The sequence below is a fragment of the Luethyella okanaganae genome (genome assembly GCF_042660285.1).
GTDB classification, from domain to species: Bacteria; Actinomycetota; Actinomycetes; order Actinomycetales; family Microbacteriaceae; genus Luethyella; species Luethyella okanaganae.
Window position 1 is genome coordinate 481113 of the sequence record NZ_JBHSTP010000002.1, and the last position, 16519, is coordinate 497631.

The window sequence follows — 16519 nt, forward strand, 5'->3', positions numbered from 1 at the left end:
GGCCAGAAGATGATTGACTCTATTCCCAGAGAGGCGCTTTCACCCCCGAGAGCGTCCGGGAGCCCCAGTGAATGAACGACAAGCACGCCTGCTGGATGCGCTCGCGCACGCCGACGGCTGGCTGACCGCCGGCGAGCTCTCCGCCGAACTCGGGGTGACCGGTCGCAGCGTGCGGAGCTACGTCACGACGCTCAAACGCGAGGCAGAAGACGTTCCGCTCATCGAATCGGGACCGAACGGCTATCGCATTCACCGCGACGGCTATGTGCGCTTCCTCACAAGCGCGAATCACGGCGACGACGGTCCACGCGAGCGTGCCGGGCGCGTCTTGCGCCGCCTCATCGACGCCGACGAAGGACTCGACGTGTTCGAACTCGCGGAGGCATCGCGCATCAGCGAGTCCACCGTGGAAGCCGATCTGGCGCGGGTGCGTGCGCGTCTGCGCGGCACGGGGCTCGCCCTCGCCCGGGCGGGCAATCGGGTCACGCTCACCGGCCCTGAGACGACCAGGCGCAGGCTTCTGAGCTCCATGTTCCGCGAGGAGTCCTCCCGCGGCATGCTCGAATCGCGCGAGATCGAGCGGGAGTTCCCTGTCGACAGTGTGAGCGCGTTCAAGACCGCTCTGCTTTCGGAGTTCGAGCGTCGTGGCGACTACGTCAACGAGTTCGGCTTGAGCAACGTCCTGCTGCATGTGGTGATCGCGGTCGACCGGGTCTCGCGCAATCACGCGCTCGCCGGCGGCGACGAGGTGGCCCACGACGGAGTTGGCCTGCGCGAGATGCTCGACCTCCTGGTGCGCTCGCACTTCGGCATCGCCATCGGAACGGCCGACCTCGACCACCTCTCCTTCCTCTTCGCCACCCGGGTCCTCACCGCTGGCGCTGATGCGTCGTCGGCCGCCGACATCGACAGCTCTCTGCACGCCTCCGATCTCGCGCTCGTGCGGCGCATCGTCGCCCAAGCCGCAGAAGAGTACCTCGTCGAGCTCGGCGACGAGGACTTCCTCGTGCGGCTCGCCCTGCATGTGCGCAACCTTGTGGCCAGGGCGCAGGACAACGCCTTCTCGCGCAATCCGCTCACCCGGTCGATCAAGTCGGCCTATCCGATGACGTACGAGGTGGCCGTCTACATCGCCCGGGAGCTCCAGCGTCACGCCCGCATCGTGGTGAACGACGACGAGATCGCCTACATCGCCATGCACGTGGGGGCGCAGCTCGAACAGCGGCGCACGAGCGAGGCGGTCATCGAAGCATCCGTGGTATCGCCCAGCTACCACGACCTGCATCTGCAGTTGCTGCGGCGCATCGAGCAGGAGTTCGCCTCGGAGCTCACCGTGCTCGAGGTGTCGACGCGCAGCGACCCCGTATGGGACGCACTGCCGGGGGAACTCGTGGTGTCGACGATCGAACCCCCGATCCCGGCCGAACGGATTGTCGTCGTCCAGCCTTTCCTCACAGACGCGAACGTGCGTCGGCTGCGCACAGCGATCGAGCGGGCGCGGCGGCAACGGCGGCGCGCCCGACTGGTGGCCGAGCTGCTGCGCTACTTCGACGCCTCACTCTTCTTGCGCAATGTGCAGGCTCGAGACGAGGAGGGCATGATCCGCATGCTAGGCGCACGACTGGTCGGGTCTGGCGTCGTCGACGGGTCCTATGTGGAGGGGGCCATCGAACGCGAACGGATGTCGTCGACCGCGTTCGCCGACGGTCTCGCCGTTCCGCACGCGATGTCGATGAGCGCCCGCCGCACCTCGATCGCCATCGTCGTGAACGAGACGCCGATGGATTGGAGCGGCACCCGCGTGAACCTGGTCGCATTCATCGCGTTCAGCGAGAGCGGGCGCGCGCGGTTCCAATCGTTCTTCGACCAGTTCGTCGAGGTGCTCTCGGAGCCGGAGGCCATGCAGCGCATCGTCAAGAACGCCGTCGACTTTCCCAGTTTCCTCGATGAACTGGCCCAGGTGATGGATGACTGAAGGATCGGGGATTCCCATCGCCCGAAACGATGGAGGACTGTTCGCGCGAGCGACGTAGGCTTGACGGGTGATTGATACGTCGAGCCCCCTGGTGCGCCCCCGCCGTCTGCGATCCACACCCGCGATGCGCCGCCTCACGAGCGAGACCCGGCTGAACCCTGCCGAACTCGTGCTGCCGCTCTTCGTGCGCGAGGGCACGAGTGAGGCGCTGCCGATCACGTCCATGCCGGGCGTCGTGCAGCACGGCCTCGACAGCGTGCGCCGTGCCGTGACGGACGCCGCGTCGGCGGGCGTCGGCGGCGTCATGCTCTTTGGCGTGCCCGAGAGTCGCGATGCGATCGGATCGGGTGCGACCGACCCCGACGGCATCCTCAACGCGGCGACCCGCGTGGTCGCAGAGGAGGTCGGTGGTGCGCTCGTCGTGCAGACCGATCTGTGCCTCGACGAGTTCACCGACCACGGGCACTGCGGCGTGCTGGACGCGCTCGGCCGGGTCGACAACGATGCCACGCTCGAGCGCTACCGCGAGATGGCGCTCGTGCAGGCGGCATCCGGTTCGCAACTGCTCGGGCTCTCTGGAATGATGGACGGCCAGGTCGCCGCGGTGCGCGAGGCGCTCGACGGCGCCGGGTTCATCGACACGACCGTGCTCGCCTACTCGGCCAAGTACGCCTCCGCGTTCTACGGGCCGTTCCGTGACGCCGTCGAGTCGACCCTCGTCGGTGACCGCCGCAGCTACCAGCTCAATCCGGGCAACCGCCGCGAAGGCCTGCATGAAGCCCTCGTCGACATCGAGGAGGGGGCTGACATCGTTATGGTCAAGCCGGCCGGCGGCTATCTCGATGTGCTCGCCGATGTCGCCGCCGTGAGTGATATTCCGGTCTGGGCATATCAGGTCTCCGGGGAATATGCCATGGTCGAGGCCGCCGCCGCGAACGGGTGGATCGATCGCAAGAGGGCGGTCCACGAGTCGGTCACCGGCATCCGTCGTGCCGGTGCGGATGTCGTGCTCAGCTACTGGGCTGTCGAACTCGCCGGGTGGCTCAATCGAGGGGACTTCGCGTGATCGTCGACGATGCCGCCACCAGCAGCTCTACCGGCAGCTCTACCGTCGGCAACGAGGCGCTCTTCGAGCGTGCCCAGGCCGCGATCCCCGGCGGTGTGAACTCACCCGTCCGGGCATTCCGTTCCGTCGGAGGGACGCCGCTCTTTCTCGTCGAGGCGCACGGCGCGTACGTCACCGACTCGACCGGACGCGAGTACGTCGACCTCGTGGCGAGCTGGGGGCCCGCGATCCTCGGCCACGCCCACCCTGCCGTCGTGCGAGCAGTGCAGGATGCGGCGGCTCGTGGCCTCTCCTTCGGCGCCAGCACGCCGATCGAGACGGAGCTCGCCGAGCTCATCGAGGAACGCGTGGCTCCCGTCGACAAAGTGCGTCTCGTCTCGACCGGGACCGAAGCGACCATGACAGCCATCCGGCTGGCACGGGGGTTCACCGGCCGAGAGTTGCTCGTGAAGTTCGCCGGGCACTACCACGGTCACTCCGACGGGCTGCTCGCCGAAGCCGGTTCCGGTCTCGCGACGCTCGCCCTCCCCGGTTCGGCCGGTGTCACCGCGGCGACCGCGGCGCAGACTCTGGTGCTCCCGTATAACGATCTCGATGCCGTTCGAGCTGCTTTCGCCCGGCACGAAGGGCGCATCGCGGCCGTCATCACCGAGGCCGCCGCCGCGAACATGGGCGTCGTCGCCCCCGTTCACGGTTTCAACGCCGCCCTCGCCGCGATCGCACACGAGAACGGGGCGCTCCTCATCATGGACGAAGTGCTCACCGGTTTTCGGGTGGGGCGCTCCGGCTACTGGGGGCTTGAGAACTTCGGCGCGATGGAGAGCTACGCTCCCGACCTGTTCACCTTCGGCAAGGTCATCGGTGGAGGGCTGCCGGTCGCGGCACTCGGCGGTCGGGCTGCTGTGATGGACCGTCTTGCGCCCCTCGGTCCCGTCTACCAGGCGGGCACGCTCTCGGGAAACCCCGTCGCCGTCGCGGCCGGCCTCACCACGCTTCGCCTCGCGAACGACGCCGTCTACGCCGCGCTCGACGCGACGAGTCTCATCATCTCGGAGGCGGTCTCCGCCGCGCTCTCGGCCGAAGGGGTCGCACACCATGTGCAGCGCGCGGGCAATCTGTTCAGCTTCGTCTTCGGCGATGGCGTCGCGGAGGGAGTGCGAGACTACGATGAGGTGCGGCGACAGGAGGCGTTCCGTTATGCGCCGTTCTTTCACGCGATGCTCGATGCGGGCGTCTCCCTCCCGCCCTCGGTCTTCGAGGCCTGGTTCGTCACGGCAGCGCACGACGAGCGGGCGATCGGGCGCATCATCGACGCCGTGCCGGCCGCCGCGCGGGCTGCGGCATCAGCCCGCCCCGCCTGACGCGTTCGTCGCCACCGCCCACCTGATCCGGGTGCCGGCCTCGGGGACATGTCACCGGCCGGCCTCCCCCATTTCCTCCGAGTTCGCGGGATTTGCGCTTAGTTACTGCTTTGTGAGGTTTCGGCAAGGCGATTCTCGCTGGGAGTTGGCAGACTAGAGCCATGGCTTCACTGCGCGTGCACTCCGACAGGCTCGAGATCAAACTCACGCCGGCCGAGAAGGCGCTCGCGTTGCACAAGGACGACATCATCGTGCAACGCGAGAACATCCGCTCGGCGACGATCACCGAGGACCCGTGGATCTGGATCCGCGGCATCCGTGCCCCAGGAACCCTGGTTCCGCTCGTCGTCGCGGCGGGAACCTGGAAGTTCCACGGAGGCAAAGACTTCCTCGTCATCAAGGGAAAACGCCAGGCCGTGGTCATCGACATCGCCGATGAGGAGTTCGCACGCGTGATCGTGAGCACCAGTCACGCCGTGGACCTGATCGATTCGCTCAAACTGGCTGGAATCGATTCGGCGACCTCATGAGCGGTTTCAACGACTTTCCCGGGCAGGAGCCGGAGATCCGCGATCCGGACAGGCACCTCACGGGCTTCGAGGCCGAGCCGCTGCCGACCGGAGCCGATCCGGGGCGCACCCTCGGCGTCGTCGGATTCGTGCTCGCAATCTTTTTCTCGGTCATCGGCTTGGTCGTGAGCATCATCGCCTACAACACGTCGAAGAAGGCGGGCTTCGGCAACGGCTGGGCCGTTGCCGGCATGATCGTCGGCGGCCTCGCGTTCGCGGTCACCCTCGTGCTCGGCATGTTCGCCATCATCGGCCTCTACCCGGCGGCCTCGAACACGGGCTACTGATCCGGGAGCAACCGTCCGGGTTCCGGCGTCGATCGCGGTTGTCGCAGCCGCGGCATCCGCTCGGCTCTCAGCATCGATGCGCTGTACCACCGGAATGCGTATGGATGCTCGTGGGCTTGCATCGCCACGACGGGTGACCACGCGCAGCCGGTTTCGTGTTCGGCGATGACCGCACCCTGCGCGTGGGCGGGCCGGATGAGCGCCTCCCGCCTGCCCACCCCGCGTGGTCGCGCCCGGGCATCCGATCAGCTCCGAACGTTCACGACGATCCGACCGCGCACCTCGCCGGCGAGGATCCGTTCGGCGGTGGCAGGCACCTCCGCAAGCGCGATCTCCTCGGTCATGCCGTCGAGCAGATCCTGATCCAGCTCGTTGGACAGGCGGCGCCATGCCGAAACCCGTAGCGAGAGCGGTGCATCGACCGAGTTGATGCCGAGCAGGCTTGTGCCCCGCAGGATGAACGGCATGACCGTCGTGGGCAGTTCGAAGCCGGCGACGAGCCCGCATGCGGCGACGGCACCGCCGTCTACGCGCATCTGTCTGACGGGATGCAGCACCACGACGTGCGCAAGCTAGGGGATGATGCTGAGGAGGTCGCGGTCTAGAACGTGATGCTCATGTTGTTGCTCGGGTTCGTCGGGCCAGTTCGCAGATTCCCCACGTCGCGAGTGTTGTCACCAATCCCCCGAGACCGCCCACGATAAGCGCGATACCACCGAAAATTTTGATGCCGGCAGCGTCGCTGAAAAGGGCTGCTTGGGGGTCTGGTGTGACCGGCCAGAAGAACAGAACCACTAGCCCGGCAAGGGCCAGGAGCAATGAGAGGCTCCCCGCCCCGATTGTGAATTGCCAGCTCACGAATCGGGAGCGGAGAACAGCCCATGCCACACCCCACAGCGCTGCAATCAGGACGCTCGGCCCGATGACTGTTGCGATGATCGCAACGATGGGCCAGACGCCGGAGTAGTTCGACACGAGGAACATTCTCACCTAGTGGTGCCAGCTCATCCCTGAGCGTTGGCCTTCGCGACCAGGACGTCGCGGAAGGCTTGGGCGAGTCCGTTGACCACGTTGGTGGGGATCTGCTCAGTAGGGCCGAAGCCCTGGCTGACCATGATCGCTCTCCGGAACGAATCGAACGCCGCATCGTCGTTCTGGGTGAAGACCTGGAGGGCGATGCTGTAGATCGAGGCACTGGTGCCGCCGAAGCGGGCGTTGATGACGTTGGAGTAACGGCGCCCCCAGGTGCCGTTGTTCGAGTAGTAGGGCTGGAATACGCCTGCGAGCGGGAGGGTTCCGTTCGCGCGGATGGTGAGGCCCATATTCATTCCGTCGACGTCTTGAATGAGGTCGTCGAGGCCGAAGGTGCTACCCAGTGTGGCGTCGGTTGTTCCGATCCATTTCTTCCACCGAAGGAAACAGTGGTCGACGTCGAATCCGTACCGGCATCGGCCGCGAACGCGGCCGAGACCCCGATTCCGACCGATGAAACGACCAGAGCGCCCGCAAGCGCTAGGCCGACTGTTCTGAATCTCATGCTTTGACTCCTCCCCGATGTGAGCTTGGTCATCCGCACGCTAACCCCGAATGGGAGGTGCGGAACATGTGTAGAACGGCACATTGAGACCGATCGAATCGAACGGATAGGCTCGTCAGGCTCGACAAGAGATCCCTGGAGGTCACCCGTTTATGGCTCGGAAACTGGTCGTCTTGCCCGTGGCGGTGCTGCTGCTGCTCAGCGGTTGTGCAACATCCGCGCCCACCACCGCATCCTCTCCCGCTCCAGCAACCTCCACCCCTGCCTCGACGCCTACCGCCTCAGCCGCAGAGACGGCTTGCGGTGAGCTGGGCGAGCCGGCCTCGCTCTCGTACAACGCCTGGAACGATTTTCAGAAGGGCAACATCACCGCCGAGCAACGAAACAGCGATCTGAGCAAGGCTGCCGAGCTCTTCCGTGCGGTCGACGCGAGCGGTGCGCCAGGGGTGCAGAACGCGCTCAGCCAAGTGATCGCCTACATCGATTCGGCCACGCCAGACGCCTCAGGACAGCCCTACGACGCCGGCACGGACGAGTTCTTCAACCTCAGATCTAGTCTTGGGATCGCTTGTGAGAGCGCTGGCTCCGAGCTGGAACTCAAAGCCCACGGTGGCTAGCTGACCGCACCTCGCAGTGGGTACGTGCTGTGTAATGGGACGGTGGAAGCGAAGTGGCCCGAAAATAGTCCGGAAGGCACGATGTTGGCCGACATCGTCTCTGAGGTGCACGAGATCCTCGCCCGCCGCGGTAGCACCCTCGTTCTGAACGGCGCGCTCAACCCTGATTTTGAGCGGAACGTCGTAGAGATCATGAACGAAGTCATCGCCTCTTTTGAACAGAGTGAACCCACCCAGATGGTGGCGGTGGAGTACCGCGACGGCTTGAGGAGAACAGCCGAGGTCCGGGCCACTGAACGCCGGCACCCGGCCGAAAGTCTGATGGCGGCGGAAGTCCTCTTCGGTGTGGCCTTGCCCCGGATCATTGAGCACCTCGATGCTCGGAATCTCTCTCCGACTGACGTTGCGACCGTCGCCGCAACTTTGCACCAGATCATTTGGCGACGTTTCCCACCGGGAGCCATTGCCTACGTCGAGTTCATCCTGAACCGTCTCTCTGCTGCCAACCTCGACAGCGACCTGCGGGTATCCCGCCAGCTCCACGACGGCATCGCCCACGTTCTCGCAATCGCACTTCAACGCATTGACCTCGCGTCGATCGCGCCCACACCGGATGCCCTCGAAAGCGAACTCACGTCTGCTCGAGCGCAGATTGTCGAAGCGATGGAAGCCATAAACGGCATTGCCACCGACCTACGTCAAAAGGTGGGCTCACTCCAACTGTCAGAGGCTCTCGACGCCTATATTCAACGGGTTCCCTCGGGCAGCGCAATGATCGACTTAGAGATTCTGGGCAACGAGCGATCTTTGGCTCCTGCGGTATTGGAGGAGGCCTTCACCATCACCCTGGAAGCCTTACGAAATGCTCTTCGTCATGCGCAGGCGAGGCAGGTCGTCGTTCGAATGAATTGGCTTCCAACAAGCCTCAAGATCACGATTGAAGACGACGGTACGGGCTTCGACTCTACGTCGGAGAGAAACTCGATCGGATTGAAGAGCATGGCGGAAAGAGCGATCGTGCTGAACGGCCAGCTCGCTATTACGCCAAGGCCGGGCCGCGGAACAGTTGTTACCCTCACCGTCCCGATCTCGGTCGAATCAGAGTGATATGCGCACCTACACCGTTGTTGTGGTCGACGATCATGGGCTGTTCCGTGAGGGCCTAATCGGCATCTTGAATCGCCACGACTCAATAAGAGTCCTCGGCGAAGGAGCGACGTCCGATGAGGCCGAAACTCTGGTCGCGACGCTCGCTCCAAACGCTCTCATTCTGGACGTCGAACTGGACTCGACTCCTGCGGCCGTGACGGTCCGCCGCATCCGCCGAAACCACCCGGACACGGGAATCATCATCTTGACTATGCATCGAGATGCGGCTTTGGAACGCGAACTAATCGGAGCCGGTGCGTCCAGCTATCTGACCAAGACAGCTCCGAGCTCGGATCTCGTTGAAGCAATCCAGCGCGTGACCGAGGAGCGTCACGAACGTATCCCCGAGGCAGGATCATCGTCCTCACTACTGTCGCCAAGGGAGCTTGACGTGCTACGGCGAGTATCCCGAGGGTTGTCCAATAAGCAGATCGCTGAGAGCCTGCAAATAGCGCCGGGAACAGTCAAACGTCACCTCGACAACCTGTTTAGGAAATTGGGAGCGACGGGTCGGGTAGACGCTCTCAACAAGGCCGCGCACATCATCGACTTGAATGAACGTGCCGTCGATGATCCCGCGCTACCGCCGCGGGAGCGGCGGTAAAGTTCGACCGATCTGCTGTCCGTGCTCGTCCAGGAGCAGCCGCGATCCGTCGTGCAGCTCTACGCGCATCTGTCTGACGGGATGCAGCACCACGACGTGCGCGAGCTGGTCGCCGTAGACCGCTCGAGCGGCCTGCTGATACGCCTCGTCGGGCGTGAGCTCGTCGTCGGTCACAGCGCGAGGAGGTTCTGTGCCAGGGCGATGAGCGCGCCGCCGATCAGGTAGGGGCCGAACGCGATGTGGAAGTTCTTGCCCTTGCCGGCCACCAGGAGAGCGATCGCAACGACGAACGCGAGGAGGAATCCGATGATCGGGCCGGCGATGGTGCGCTCGATGCCGTCGACGTCGTTGGCGAGATCCTCGGCGCGGAGTCGATCGCGGACGGGGATCTCGCTGGCGGGGTCTGCCTTTTCCCCACGATGGCCGCGAGTCGTGCGGTGGCGACGTCGCGGATCGACAGGGACCGCTCTGCGAGCTCGTGAGCTGCGTCGACGATCGAGGCGATCATCTCCTGGCGGAACGAGTCGGCCCAGGCGTATCGGCGTCGAGGTGCGCCGTCGAAGGGCTGCCCGTCCACGAGTTTCATCGCGGCCACCAGGTTGCGGGTGGGCGTGGTCTCGAGGTTGTCGCCAATGAGGGTCTTCCAGATACCCCAGTCGGAGGTGACGTCGCCGTGCAGCTCGTAGGAGCTGGTGGTGACGTAGGGCGGCAGGTAGTCCTCGTCGGTAGCGCTCTTGCCGAGCCAGCGGCGGGCACGGGACATCAACTGGTTGCGGTTACTCGTGGCCGTCGTCGCCTTCCCGGGCCAGAGAGCCTCGCTGACCTGGTCACCGGTCGCGCCGGGGTTCAGCGCGAGGAACACGAGCAACTCGGTCGCGGGAGCGACGTAGGTCGTCTTCGCGGTGCGAGGCTCCGGCCCAGCTGCTCCGTCGACGTGGATCTGACCGAGTACCCGGATGACCGGCGCGACGGGCTCAGGAAGCTCGAGCGGCTCCTCGGCTGCCGGTGCCGGCTCTTCGGCCGCTGCGGGGATCTCGATCTCCGGCTCAACCTCGGGAGTGGGCTCGGCGGGGATCTCGACGTCGTCGACGATCGGTGCCGGCTCGTCGACGACGGCCGCGGGGATCTCGTGGGTCTCGTCGACGTCGTCCTCGTCGAGGTCGAAGTCCCAACCGGTCGAGGCCGTGGGCGTGGTGGCCGGCACTCGCTCGATGGTGATCTCGACGTCATCGTGGTCGACGTCGACGAGACCCACGGTCGCCGCGGGGATCTCCGCCTCGGGCGTAGGGGTAACGGCTTCACGGGAGGCGACGGCGAGGCTGTCGAGGATGTGCTGGTACTCGGCGCCGGCTACGACCGGGGCGGTGATCGATATCCCGGCCGGGTTGAGCGTGGCGGAGTACGCGAGCTGGGCGAGCACATTGGCGAGCGGCGCGCCTCCGACCGAGTCGATGGCCGCCGCCCAACGCTGGGATTGCAACGGCTTGCCTGACACGGCGAGTTCGCCGCGGTCGAGCAGGGCGGATGCGCCGAGCCCACACAGGTAGTCTCCCTGCTGCTCGACCCGCCCGGTCGCCGCGACGACCCGGTAGCCGTGACGGGCCAGCAGTGCGATCGCGACGGAGCCGATACCTCCGGCCGCGCCGGTCACGAGCACGTCTCCGCCCGCAGGTCCCACGCCGTGACGCTCGAGCGCCATGACGGCGAGCATCGCGGTGAACCCCGCTGTGCCGATCGCCGCTGCCCTGCGAGCGCTCAGCGAAGCCGGCAGCCGCACGAGAGAATCACCGCCGACCACGGCACGCTCGGCGAGGCCGCCGTGCCTGGTCTCGCCGAGGCCGGCACCGTTGAGGATGACACGATCACCCGCCGCCCATCGCGGGTCGGCGCTCTCTCGCACCGTGCCGACGAGGTCGATTCCGGCGATGAGCGGAAAGGCGCGGGCGATGCCGGGGCGACCGGAGACGGCGAGCCCATCCTTGTAGTTGACGCTCGAGTACTCCACGTCGATCCGCACCGTTCGATCGAAAGTCGTTGCGGCGTCGCCGGAGCGCAGAAACGAGTCGTCGATCGAGCGTAGTTCGCCGAACTGGCGGGGCGCAGCGCGATCGGCCGAGTGCGAGGCCTCCACCGGCACCCGGTCGACGACCACGGCTCGAAAACGCTCGGCGTCGCTGCTCATTCCCCCAGACTGGCCAGCGTCGAGCGGGGACGGCCAGGCGTGGCAGGGGGGTGGCGGCATCCGCTCTCCATCCGCTCTCCATCCGGATGGTCGCTGATCGCGCACTGGCGGCGGTTGTCGGCATAAGCAGCTCATGGCGAGAACGCTGGCGCGTTGCGCAGCTAGGTGATGTCTCGGCGCCAGCTGGTGAAGTATCCGCCGACGGTCGCGAGCACGGCGATCGCGAGCAGCACGAGACCGCCCTGCCACCAGTCGAGCGTCGCGCCGTGCATTGCGGCGCCGAGGGTGAAGAAGCTCGCCCCGACGAGGGAGTCGCTCGCCGCACCGGGAAGGAATCTGCCGATGTTGGCGGTCGCCTCGGTGAGGCTCGAAGCGAAGCGCAGCAGGGGCTCGACGAATTGCGTGAAGGCGAGCACGATCACGATAGCCGCGGACTGGCTCTTCACGAGAGCGCCGAGACCGACGCCGATTCCGGCCCACAAGGCCATGGCCAAGATGCCGCGACCCACCATCGCCCAGGTGCCGCTGAGACCGAACTGCGTGTCCAGCCCGAAGGCGCTCAGCGTGATCGCACCGAGGCCGAGGGTTGCGATCCAGGCTACGACGCCGAAGACGGCGCCGAAACCGATGAGCACGATCGTCTTCGCGGCAAGAACGAGAGTGCGGCGCGGTGTCGCCAAGAACGTCGGCGTGAGCGTCTGATGACGAAACTCTCCCGTCGTCGCCAGGGCGCCGAGCAGCACGGGGAATACGTAGCCGACGGAGGTCGCGAAACTGTAGACGAGCGGCTGCACGTCCGTGCCCGAAGGGAGTCCGCTCGCACTCTGTGCCACGGCGTTCGGGTTGCTCGACGACCAGCCGAAGAGCGCACCGAGGCCCGCGCCGATGACGCCAACGTAGCCGAAGAGCACGAGCGCGAGCACCCACCAGGTGCGAGTCGTCAGGATCTTGCGCAGCTCGGCTCCGAGCGCATTCATGACGTTCACAGCGAATCGCCTCCGCCCACGAGAGCGAGGAACGAGTCCTCGAGGCCGGTCTTCTGGCGATGGAGGGAGCTCAGCTCCACCCCGGCGGCGAACGCGAGGTGGCCGATCCGGCCGGGATCGGACTCAGCCACGAGCAACCCCGTGCGAGCTGTGCTGAAACCGAGTCCTGCTGCGGTGAGCGCCGCGGCGAGGGCATCGCGATCGGGAGAGTCGACGACGACGCGCGGCGCTGCATCCGTGTCGAGACTCGACAAGGCTCCGCGGTGCACGAGGGAGCCTTTGGCGATGATGACGACCTCGTCGACGCTCTGCTGCACCTCGCTGAGCAGGTGTGAGCTCACGAGCACGGTGCGCCCCTCTGCGGCGAGCTCCCGCAGGAAGCCACGAATCCACTTGATGCCCTCGGGGTCGAGGCCGTTGATCGGCTCGTCGAGCACGAGCACCCCCGGATCGCCGAGAAGGGTGAAGGCGAGGCCGAGGCGTTGCCGCATTCCGAGCGAGTAGCCGCCGACCCGCCGATCCGCATACCCGCTCAGTCCCACTTTTCGCAGCACGGCATCGATGCGCTCGCGCTCGATGCCTGCGGCCGTCGCGTAGACCGCGAGGTGGTTGCGGGCGGTGCGGCCGGGATGGAAGCTCGCCGCCTCGAGCGCAGCCCCTACCGTGGTGAGTGGATGCGGCAGCTCCCGGTAGGATATACCGCCGAAGGTCGCGGTTCCGGATGCCGGGCGCACGAGCCCGAGCAGTATGCGCAGGCTCGTGGTCTTGCCTGCGCCGTTCGGACCGAGGAAGCCCGTGACCCGCCCCGGTTCGACGGTGAAGGAAAGGTCGTCGACGGCCGTGACCGGACCGAAGCTCTTCGTCACACCCGAGAACTCGATAGATACCCCGATCGGCATGTGAGGTTCCTCTCTGTGTGCTCCTTCAGCCTAGTCCGCGGCAGTCCCGACGACGAGGCATTTGCTCACCCGGGGGCACCGGGATCGCGTCGCTGGTCCGAGCAGTTCGGCACGTGAGCAGTCGAGCGTGTGAGCGGGTCACTCGGCGAGCGGCGGGCGGGAGGATCCCTCGCCGATGGATGCGGCGGCATCGATGCCCACCTCGATCACCCTGTTCCGGGTGTCGACGTGCACGATACGGGGGTCGACGGCGAATGCCTCCTGGCTCGTCATGAGGCCGTAGGAGATCACGATGACCAGGTCGCCGGGGTGCATGAGGTGCGCGGCGGCCCCGTTGATGCCGACGACGCCGCTGCCGCGGACTCCGGCGATCGCATAGGTCTCGAGGCGGGCGCCATTGCTCACGTCGACGACGGAGACCTGTTCGCCTGGGAGCATGCCCGCCGCGTCGAGCAGGTCGCGGTCGATGGTGATCGAGCCGACGTAGTCGACGTCGGCGTGGGTCACCGTCGCCCGATGGATCTTTCCCGTGAGCATGGTTCTCAGCATGATCATCAAGCTTAGGCGTCCAAGCTGGGTGGCGCGTCGTGGCGGGATCCGCATGCCGTCTTCGTCGGCGCGGTCGGCGGCGATCGCGTGACCGGCCGTCGCAGAGCAGTAGCCTCGGGCGATGCCGGGCTCGTGCGGGCGTTCGCGACATCCGCACATCGACCACGCTCAGCGGCTCGGGCACGGTGTGCGGGCGCAAGAGCTCGGTGCCTTTGTCGAGAACGCTCGTTCCGCCGGGCTATGGGTGGCCGATGACCTCGCCGCTAGCATGGCCTCATGCCTGACACGGCGACATCAGAAACCCGCGCTGCTCCGCGTCGCAAGCGGTTCTCGATCAATGCCGTCTTCGACAACATCTTCTTCGTGCTCGCTGGCCTTGCGGCGGTCTGGCTCGCCTACCTCATCTTCTCAGAGAGCTTCGCCTGGGGCTGGGGTGCGATCTGGTTCGCCGTGGTGTTCTGGCTGCTGCTCGCCTACCTCGTGCTGCCCCGCGTGCACCGCATCCTCACCCAACTCTACGTTCCCGACTACTTCATCGGCCGGGCCCGCACGAGCGATGGACTGCTCGGCGACCCCGTGAATCTCGCGGTCATCGCGACAGGCGAGCAGCTGCATCAGACCATGGATGCCGCTGGCTGGATTCGCGCAGACGACATCACACTCGCATCCACCTGGCGCATCGTCACCTCGACGCTCACCCACCGCAGCTACGACGAGGCCCCGGTGAGCCCGCTCTTTCTCTTCGGTCGACAGCAGGACTTCGCGTATCAGCAGGAGGTCGAGGGCAATCCGGCGAAGAGGCATCATGTGCGTTTCTGGAAGTGTCCGCCGGGATGGATGCTCCCGGGCGGGCATCGGGTCGACTGGCTCGCCGCCGGCACCTTCGACCGCGCCGTGGGCTTCTCGCTGTTCACGCTCCAGATCACCCACAAGATCGACGAGAACACCGACATCGAACGGGACCACATCGTGACGACCATGCGAGGGGCGCACGCCGGCGTTCGCGTCGTCGTGATCCGCGATTTCGCCACGGGCTATCACGCGCGCAACGGAGGAGGGGACACCATCCGCACCGACGGCGACCTCCCGGTCGTCGACCTGAGACGGGTGCGGTTGCCCGGCCAGGGCGTCCCGGGTGACGTCGTCGGCGAGCCGGAACAGGTCGTCGAGTTGCGGGGCATCTCGTGAAGCGTCCAGCATCCACCGTCATCGGGGCCGTGCTCATGTTCGGCCGCGTCGTCTCCGGCCTCGTCTACATCGCCGTCGCGGCAAGCAACTGGCGTGCGTTCAGTAAGAACCTCGTGCTCGACGGCGCCGCTGTTGGGTTCGATACCGAGCACATGGCGGATGTCGTGCTCATCGTCTTCATGGTCGCATATGCCTCGTGGCTCATGTTCTACCTCGTTCTCACCGTGCTAGTGTTCCGCGGCAGCAACTGGGCGCGCATCGTCGCCATGTCGCTCGCGAGTCTGAGCATCGTCATCGCCTTCATCGACTGGTGGAACAGCGGAGTCGAGGTCTCTTTGCGCACGAGCTTGCTCAGCCTCTCTCTCGACATCCTCATCCTGCTCGCGCTGTCGAGTCATTCCACGCGTCTCTTCGCGCGACGCGATGGGCGTGCGGTTGCGCTGGACTCCGAGTGAGCGTCTCCTCTGCCCGAGCCGTCTCGCCGACGGTGATCGAGTGCCCGGTGCAGAGTGGCTGTTCCTCGGCCGCGCAATCCTCGCAGACGACGAGCTGTTCACGACATGAGATCTCTGCGCAGTTGTACATTCGTTTCGTGGCATATAAACAGCGGTAGCAGTGGCCGATCACGGCGGAGTGGTCACTGAAGTCGAGCGAGCCACGTTTGTCGAACACGTAGAGCGAACCCTCCCAGAGGCCGTCGTCGCCGAACGTCTCGCCGTAGTGCACGATGCCGCCGTCGAGTTGGTATACCTCGCCAAATCCTCGGCTCCTCATCAGACCGGATAACACCTCGCAGCGGATACCGCCTGTGCAATAGGTCACGATGGGCTTGTCCTTGAGATGGTCGTAGCGGCCGCTGTCGAGCTCGGCGACGAAGTCGCGCGTCGTCGCGACATCCGGAACCACCGCTCCACGGAAGCGGCCGATCTCGGCCTCGAAGGCGTTGCGGCCGTCGAAGAACACCACGTTCTCACCGCGTTCGGCGACGAGTTCGTGTAGCTGCCCGGGGGCGAGATGCGTGCCACCGCCAATGACGCCGGACTCGTCGACGCACAATTCCCCCGGAGCCCCGAACGACACGATCTCGTCGCGCACCCTGATGCTCAGCTTGGGGAAGTCACGGCTTCGGCCGGCTTCGTCCAGGCCTGTTCCCTCGCTCCATCTGAAGTCCATGCGCTTGAACGGCGTGTATTCACGGGTCTTGCGCACGTAGCGTTTCACGGCGCCGAGCTCACCGCCGAGTGTGCCGTTGAGGCCGTCCTTCGAGATCAGGATGCGCCCGCGCAGGCCGAGCGACTCGCAGAGATCGCGCTGCCAAAGCCGAACCGCATGGGGGTCGGGCAGAGGCGTGAAGACGTAGTAGAGCAAGATCTTGGCGATGGCCACCGGCCAAGTTTACGGGCGTATCCCCCTGGTTCAGCCCGCCCATCACCGCGAGACTGCGTGAATCGTCGAAAAGAGCCCTCTAACCGACGATTCACGCAGTCTCGCGGTGCGCGGTGACGTTGCCGAACGAGGCGCGGCTCACCTCGTAGGACGTCGGTGCGCGA

18 protein-coding genes and 1 pseudogene are annotated in these 16519 nt (G+C 65.8%); 10 read left to right on the forward strand and 9 right to left on the reverse strand.

Annotation, left to right across the window (positions count from 1 at the left end):
• Window positions 1-67: 67 nt before the first annotated feature.
• From ACFQB0_RS09900 to ACFQB0_RS09920, 5 genes are all read left to right on the forward strand, one after another.
• On the forward strand, window positions 68-1975 hold the full coding sequence (locus ACFQB0_RS09900) for a BglG family transcription antiterminator (protein WP_386730803.1): 1908 nt from the start codon (window positions 68-70) through the stop codon (window positions 1973-1975).
• 67 nt (window positions 1976-2042) lie between these two features.
• Window positions 2043-3041: a porphobilinogen synthase gene (gene hemB, locus ACFQB0_RS09905; RefSeq protein WP_386730806.1), complete on the forward strand. Its 999-nt coding sequence runs from the start codon at window positions 2043-2045 to the stop codon at window positions 3039-3041.
• Window positions 3041-4402 carry a glutamate-1-semialdehyde 2,1-aminomutase gene (gene hemL / locus ACFQB0_RS09910; protein WP_386731537.1) on the forward strand — a complete coding sequence of 454 codons (1362 nt, stop codon included), beginning with the start codon at window positions 3041-3043 and terminating at the stop codon, window positions 4400-4402. Before hemB ends, hemL begins: the two co-directional genes overlap by 1 nt.
• A 161-nt stretch (window positions 4403-4563) precedes the next feature.
• Entirely contained in the window at window positions 4564-4932 is a 369-nt protein-coding gene (locus ACFQB0_RS09915) for a hypothetical protein (RefSeq protein ID WP_386730809.1), read from the forward strand.
• Window positions 4929-5258, forward strand: coding sequence for a DUF4190 domain-containing protein (locus ACFQB0_RS09920; protein ID WP_386730812.1), 330 nt, complete (start codon window positions 4929-4931; stop codon window positions 5256-5258). Before ACFQB0_RS09915 ends, ACFQB0_RS09920 begins: the two co-directional genes overlap by 4 nt.
• Before the next feature lie 245 nt (window positions 5259-5503).
• On the opposite strand, the gene ACFQB0_RS09925 is transcribed toward ACFQB0_RS09920, so the two are convergent.
• The 3 genes from ACFQB0_RS09925 to ACFQB0_RS09935 all read right to left on the reverse strand — a co-directional run bounded on the left by ACFQB0_RS09925 (window position 5504) and on the right by ACFQB0_RS09935 (window position 6580).
• Window positions 5504-5794: a hypothetical protein gene (locus ACFQB0_RS09925; protein ID WP_386730815.1), complete on the reverse strand. Its 291-nt coding sequence runs from the start codon at window positions 5792-5794 to the stop codon at window positions 5504-5506.
• 79 nt (window positions 5795-5873) lie between these two features.
• Window positions 5874-6233, reverse strand: a complete 360-nt coding sequence (locus tag ACFQB0_RS09930; protein WP_386730817.1) for a hypothetical protein — start codon at window positions 6231-6233, stop codon at window positions 5874-5876.
• Window positions 6234-6262: 29 nt separating this feature from the next.
• On the reverse strand, window positions 6263-6580 hold the full coding sequence (locus tag ACFQB0_RS09935) for a hypothetical protein (protein WP_386730820.1): 318 nt from the start codon (window positions 6578-6580) through the stop codon (window positions 6263-6265).
• Window positions 6581-6947: 367 nt separating this feature from the next.
• Here ACFQB0_RS09935 and ACFQB0_RS09940 point away from each other — a divergent pair, with 367 nt between their 5' ends.
• Genes ACFQB0_RS09940 through ACFQB0_RS09950 form a run of 3 tightly spaced genes read left to right on the forward strand, consistent with a single transcriptional unit; the run spans window position 6948 to window position 9165 of the window.
• Entirely contained in the window at window positions 6948-7412 is a 465-nt protein-coding gene (locus tag ACFQB0_RS09940) for a hypothetical protein (protein ID WP_386730822.1), read from the forward strand.
• A 42-nt stretch (window positions 7413-7454) separates the two neighbouring features.
• Window positions 7455-8519: a sensor histidine kinase gene (locus tag ACFQB0_RS09945; RefSeq protein ID WP_386730825.1), complete on the forward strand. Its 1065-nt coding sequence runs from the start codon at window positions 7455-7457 to the stop codon at window positions 8517-8519.
• A gap of 1 nt (window position 8520) precedes the next feature.
• Window positions 8521-9165, forward strand: a complete 645-nt coding sequence (locus ACFQB0_RS09950; protein WP_386730828.1) for a LuxR C-terminal-related transcriptional regulator — start codon at window positions 8521-8523, stop codon at window positions 9163-9165.
• Here the strand turns inward: ACFQB0_RS09950 and ACFQB0_RS09955 are convergent.
• The 5 genes from ACFQB0_RS09955 to panD form a co-directional block, all read right to left on the reverse strand.
• Window positions 9142-9339, reverse strand: a complete 198-nt coding sequence (locus tag ACFQB0_RS09955) for a hypothetical protein (protein ID WP_386730831.1) — start codon at window positions 9337-9339, stop codon at window positions 9142-9144. The genes ACFQB0_RS09950 and ACFQB0_RS09955 overlap by 24 nt on opposite strands.
• 43 nt (window positions 9340-9382) lie before the next feature.
• On the reverse strand, window positions 9383-11347 hold the full coding sequence (locus tag ACFQB0_RS09960) for an alcohol dehydrogenase catalytic domain-containing protein (RefSeq protein WP_386730834.1): 1965 nt from the start codon (window positions 11345-11347) through the stop codon (window positions 9383-9385).
• 161 nt (window positions 11348-11508) lie between these two features.
• On the reverse strand, window positions 11509-12324 hold the full coding sequence (locus ACFQB0_RS09965; RefSeq protein ID WP_386731539.1) for an ABC transporter permease: 816 nt from the start codon (window positions 12322-12324) through the stop codon (window positions 11509-11511).
• Window positions 12325-12329: 5 nt separating this feature from the next.
• Complete coding sequence (locus ACFQB0_RS09970) at window positions 12330-13232, reverse strand: ABC transporter ATP-binding protein (protein WP_386730837.1); 903 nt, start codon at window positions 13230-13232, stop codon at window positions 12330-12332.
• Between the two features lie 138 nt (window positions 13233-13370).
• Complete coding sequence (panD, locus tag ACFQB0_RS09975; protein WP_386730840.1) at window positions 13371-13781, reverse strand: aspartate 1-decarboxylase; 411 nt, start codon at window positions 13779-13781, stop codon at window positions 13371-13373.
• Between the two features lie 276 nt (window positions 13782-14057).
• Here panD and ACFQB0_RS09980 point away from each other — a divergent pair, with 276 nt between their 5' ends.
• Together ACFQB0_RS09980 and ACFQB0_RS09985 are read left to right on the forward strand one after the other, a co-directional pair.
• Window positions 14058-14969 carry an LssY C-terminal domain-containing protein gene (locus tag ACFQB0_RS09980; RefSeq protein WP_386730843.1) on the forward strand — a complete coding sequence of 304 codons (912 nt, stop codon included), beginning with the start codon at window positions 14058-14060 and terminating at the stop codon, window positions 14967-14969.
• Entirely contained in the window at window positions 14966-15424 is a 459-nt protein-coding gene (locus ACFQB0_RS09985) for a hypothetical protein (protein ID WP_386730846.1), read from the forward strand. Before ACFQB0_RS09980 ends, ACFQB0_RS09985 begins: the two co-directional genes overlap by 4 nt.
• 43 nt (window positions 15425-15467) lie before the next feature.
• Here ACFQB0_RS09985 and trhO read toward each other — a convergent pair.
• Window positions 15468-16355 (reverse strand): annotated as a pseudogene (gene trhO, locus ACFQB0_RS09990) (oxygen-dependent tRNA uridine(34) hydroxylase TrhO); the annotation flags it as partial.
• Window positions 16356-16519 lie beyond the last annotated feature (164 nt).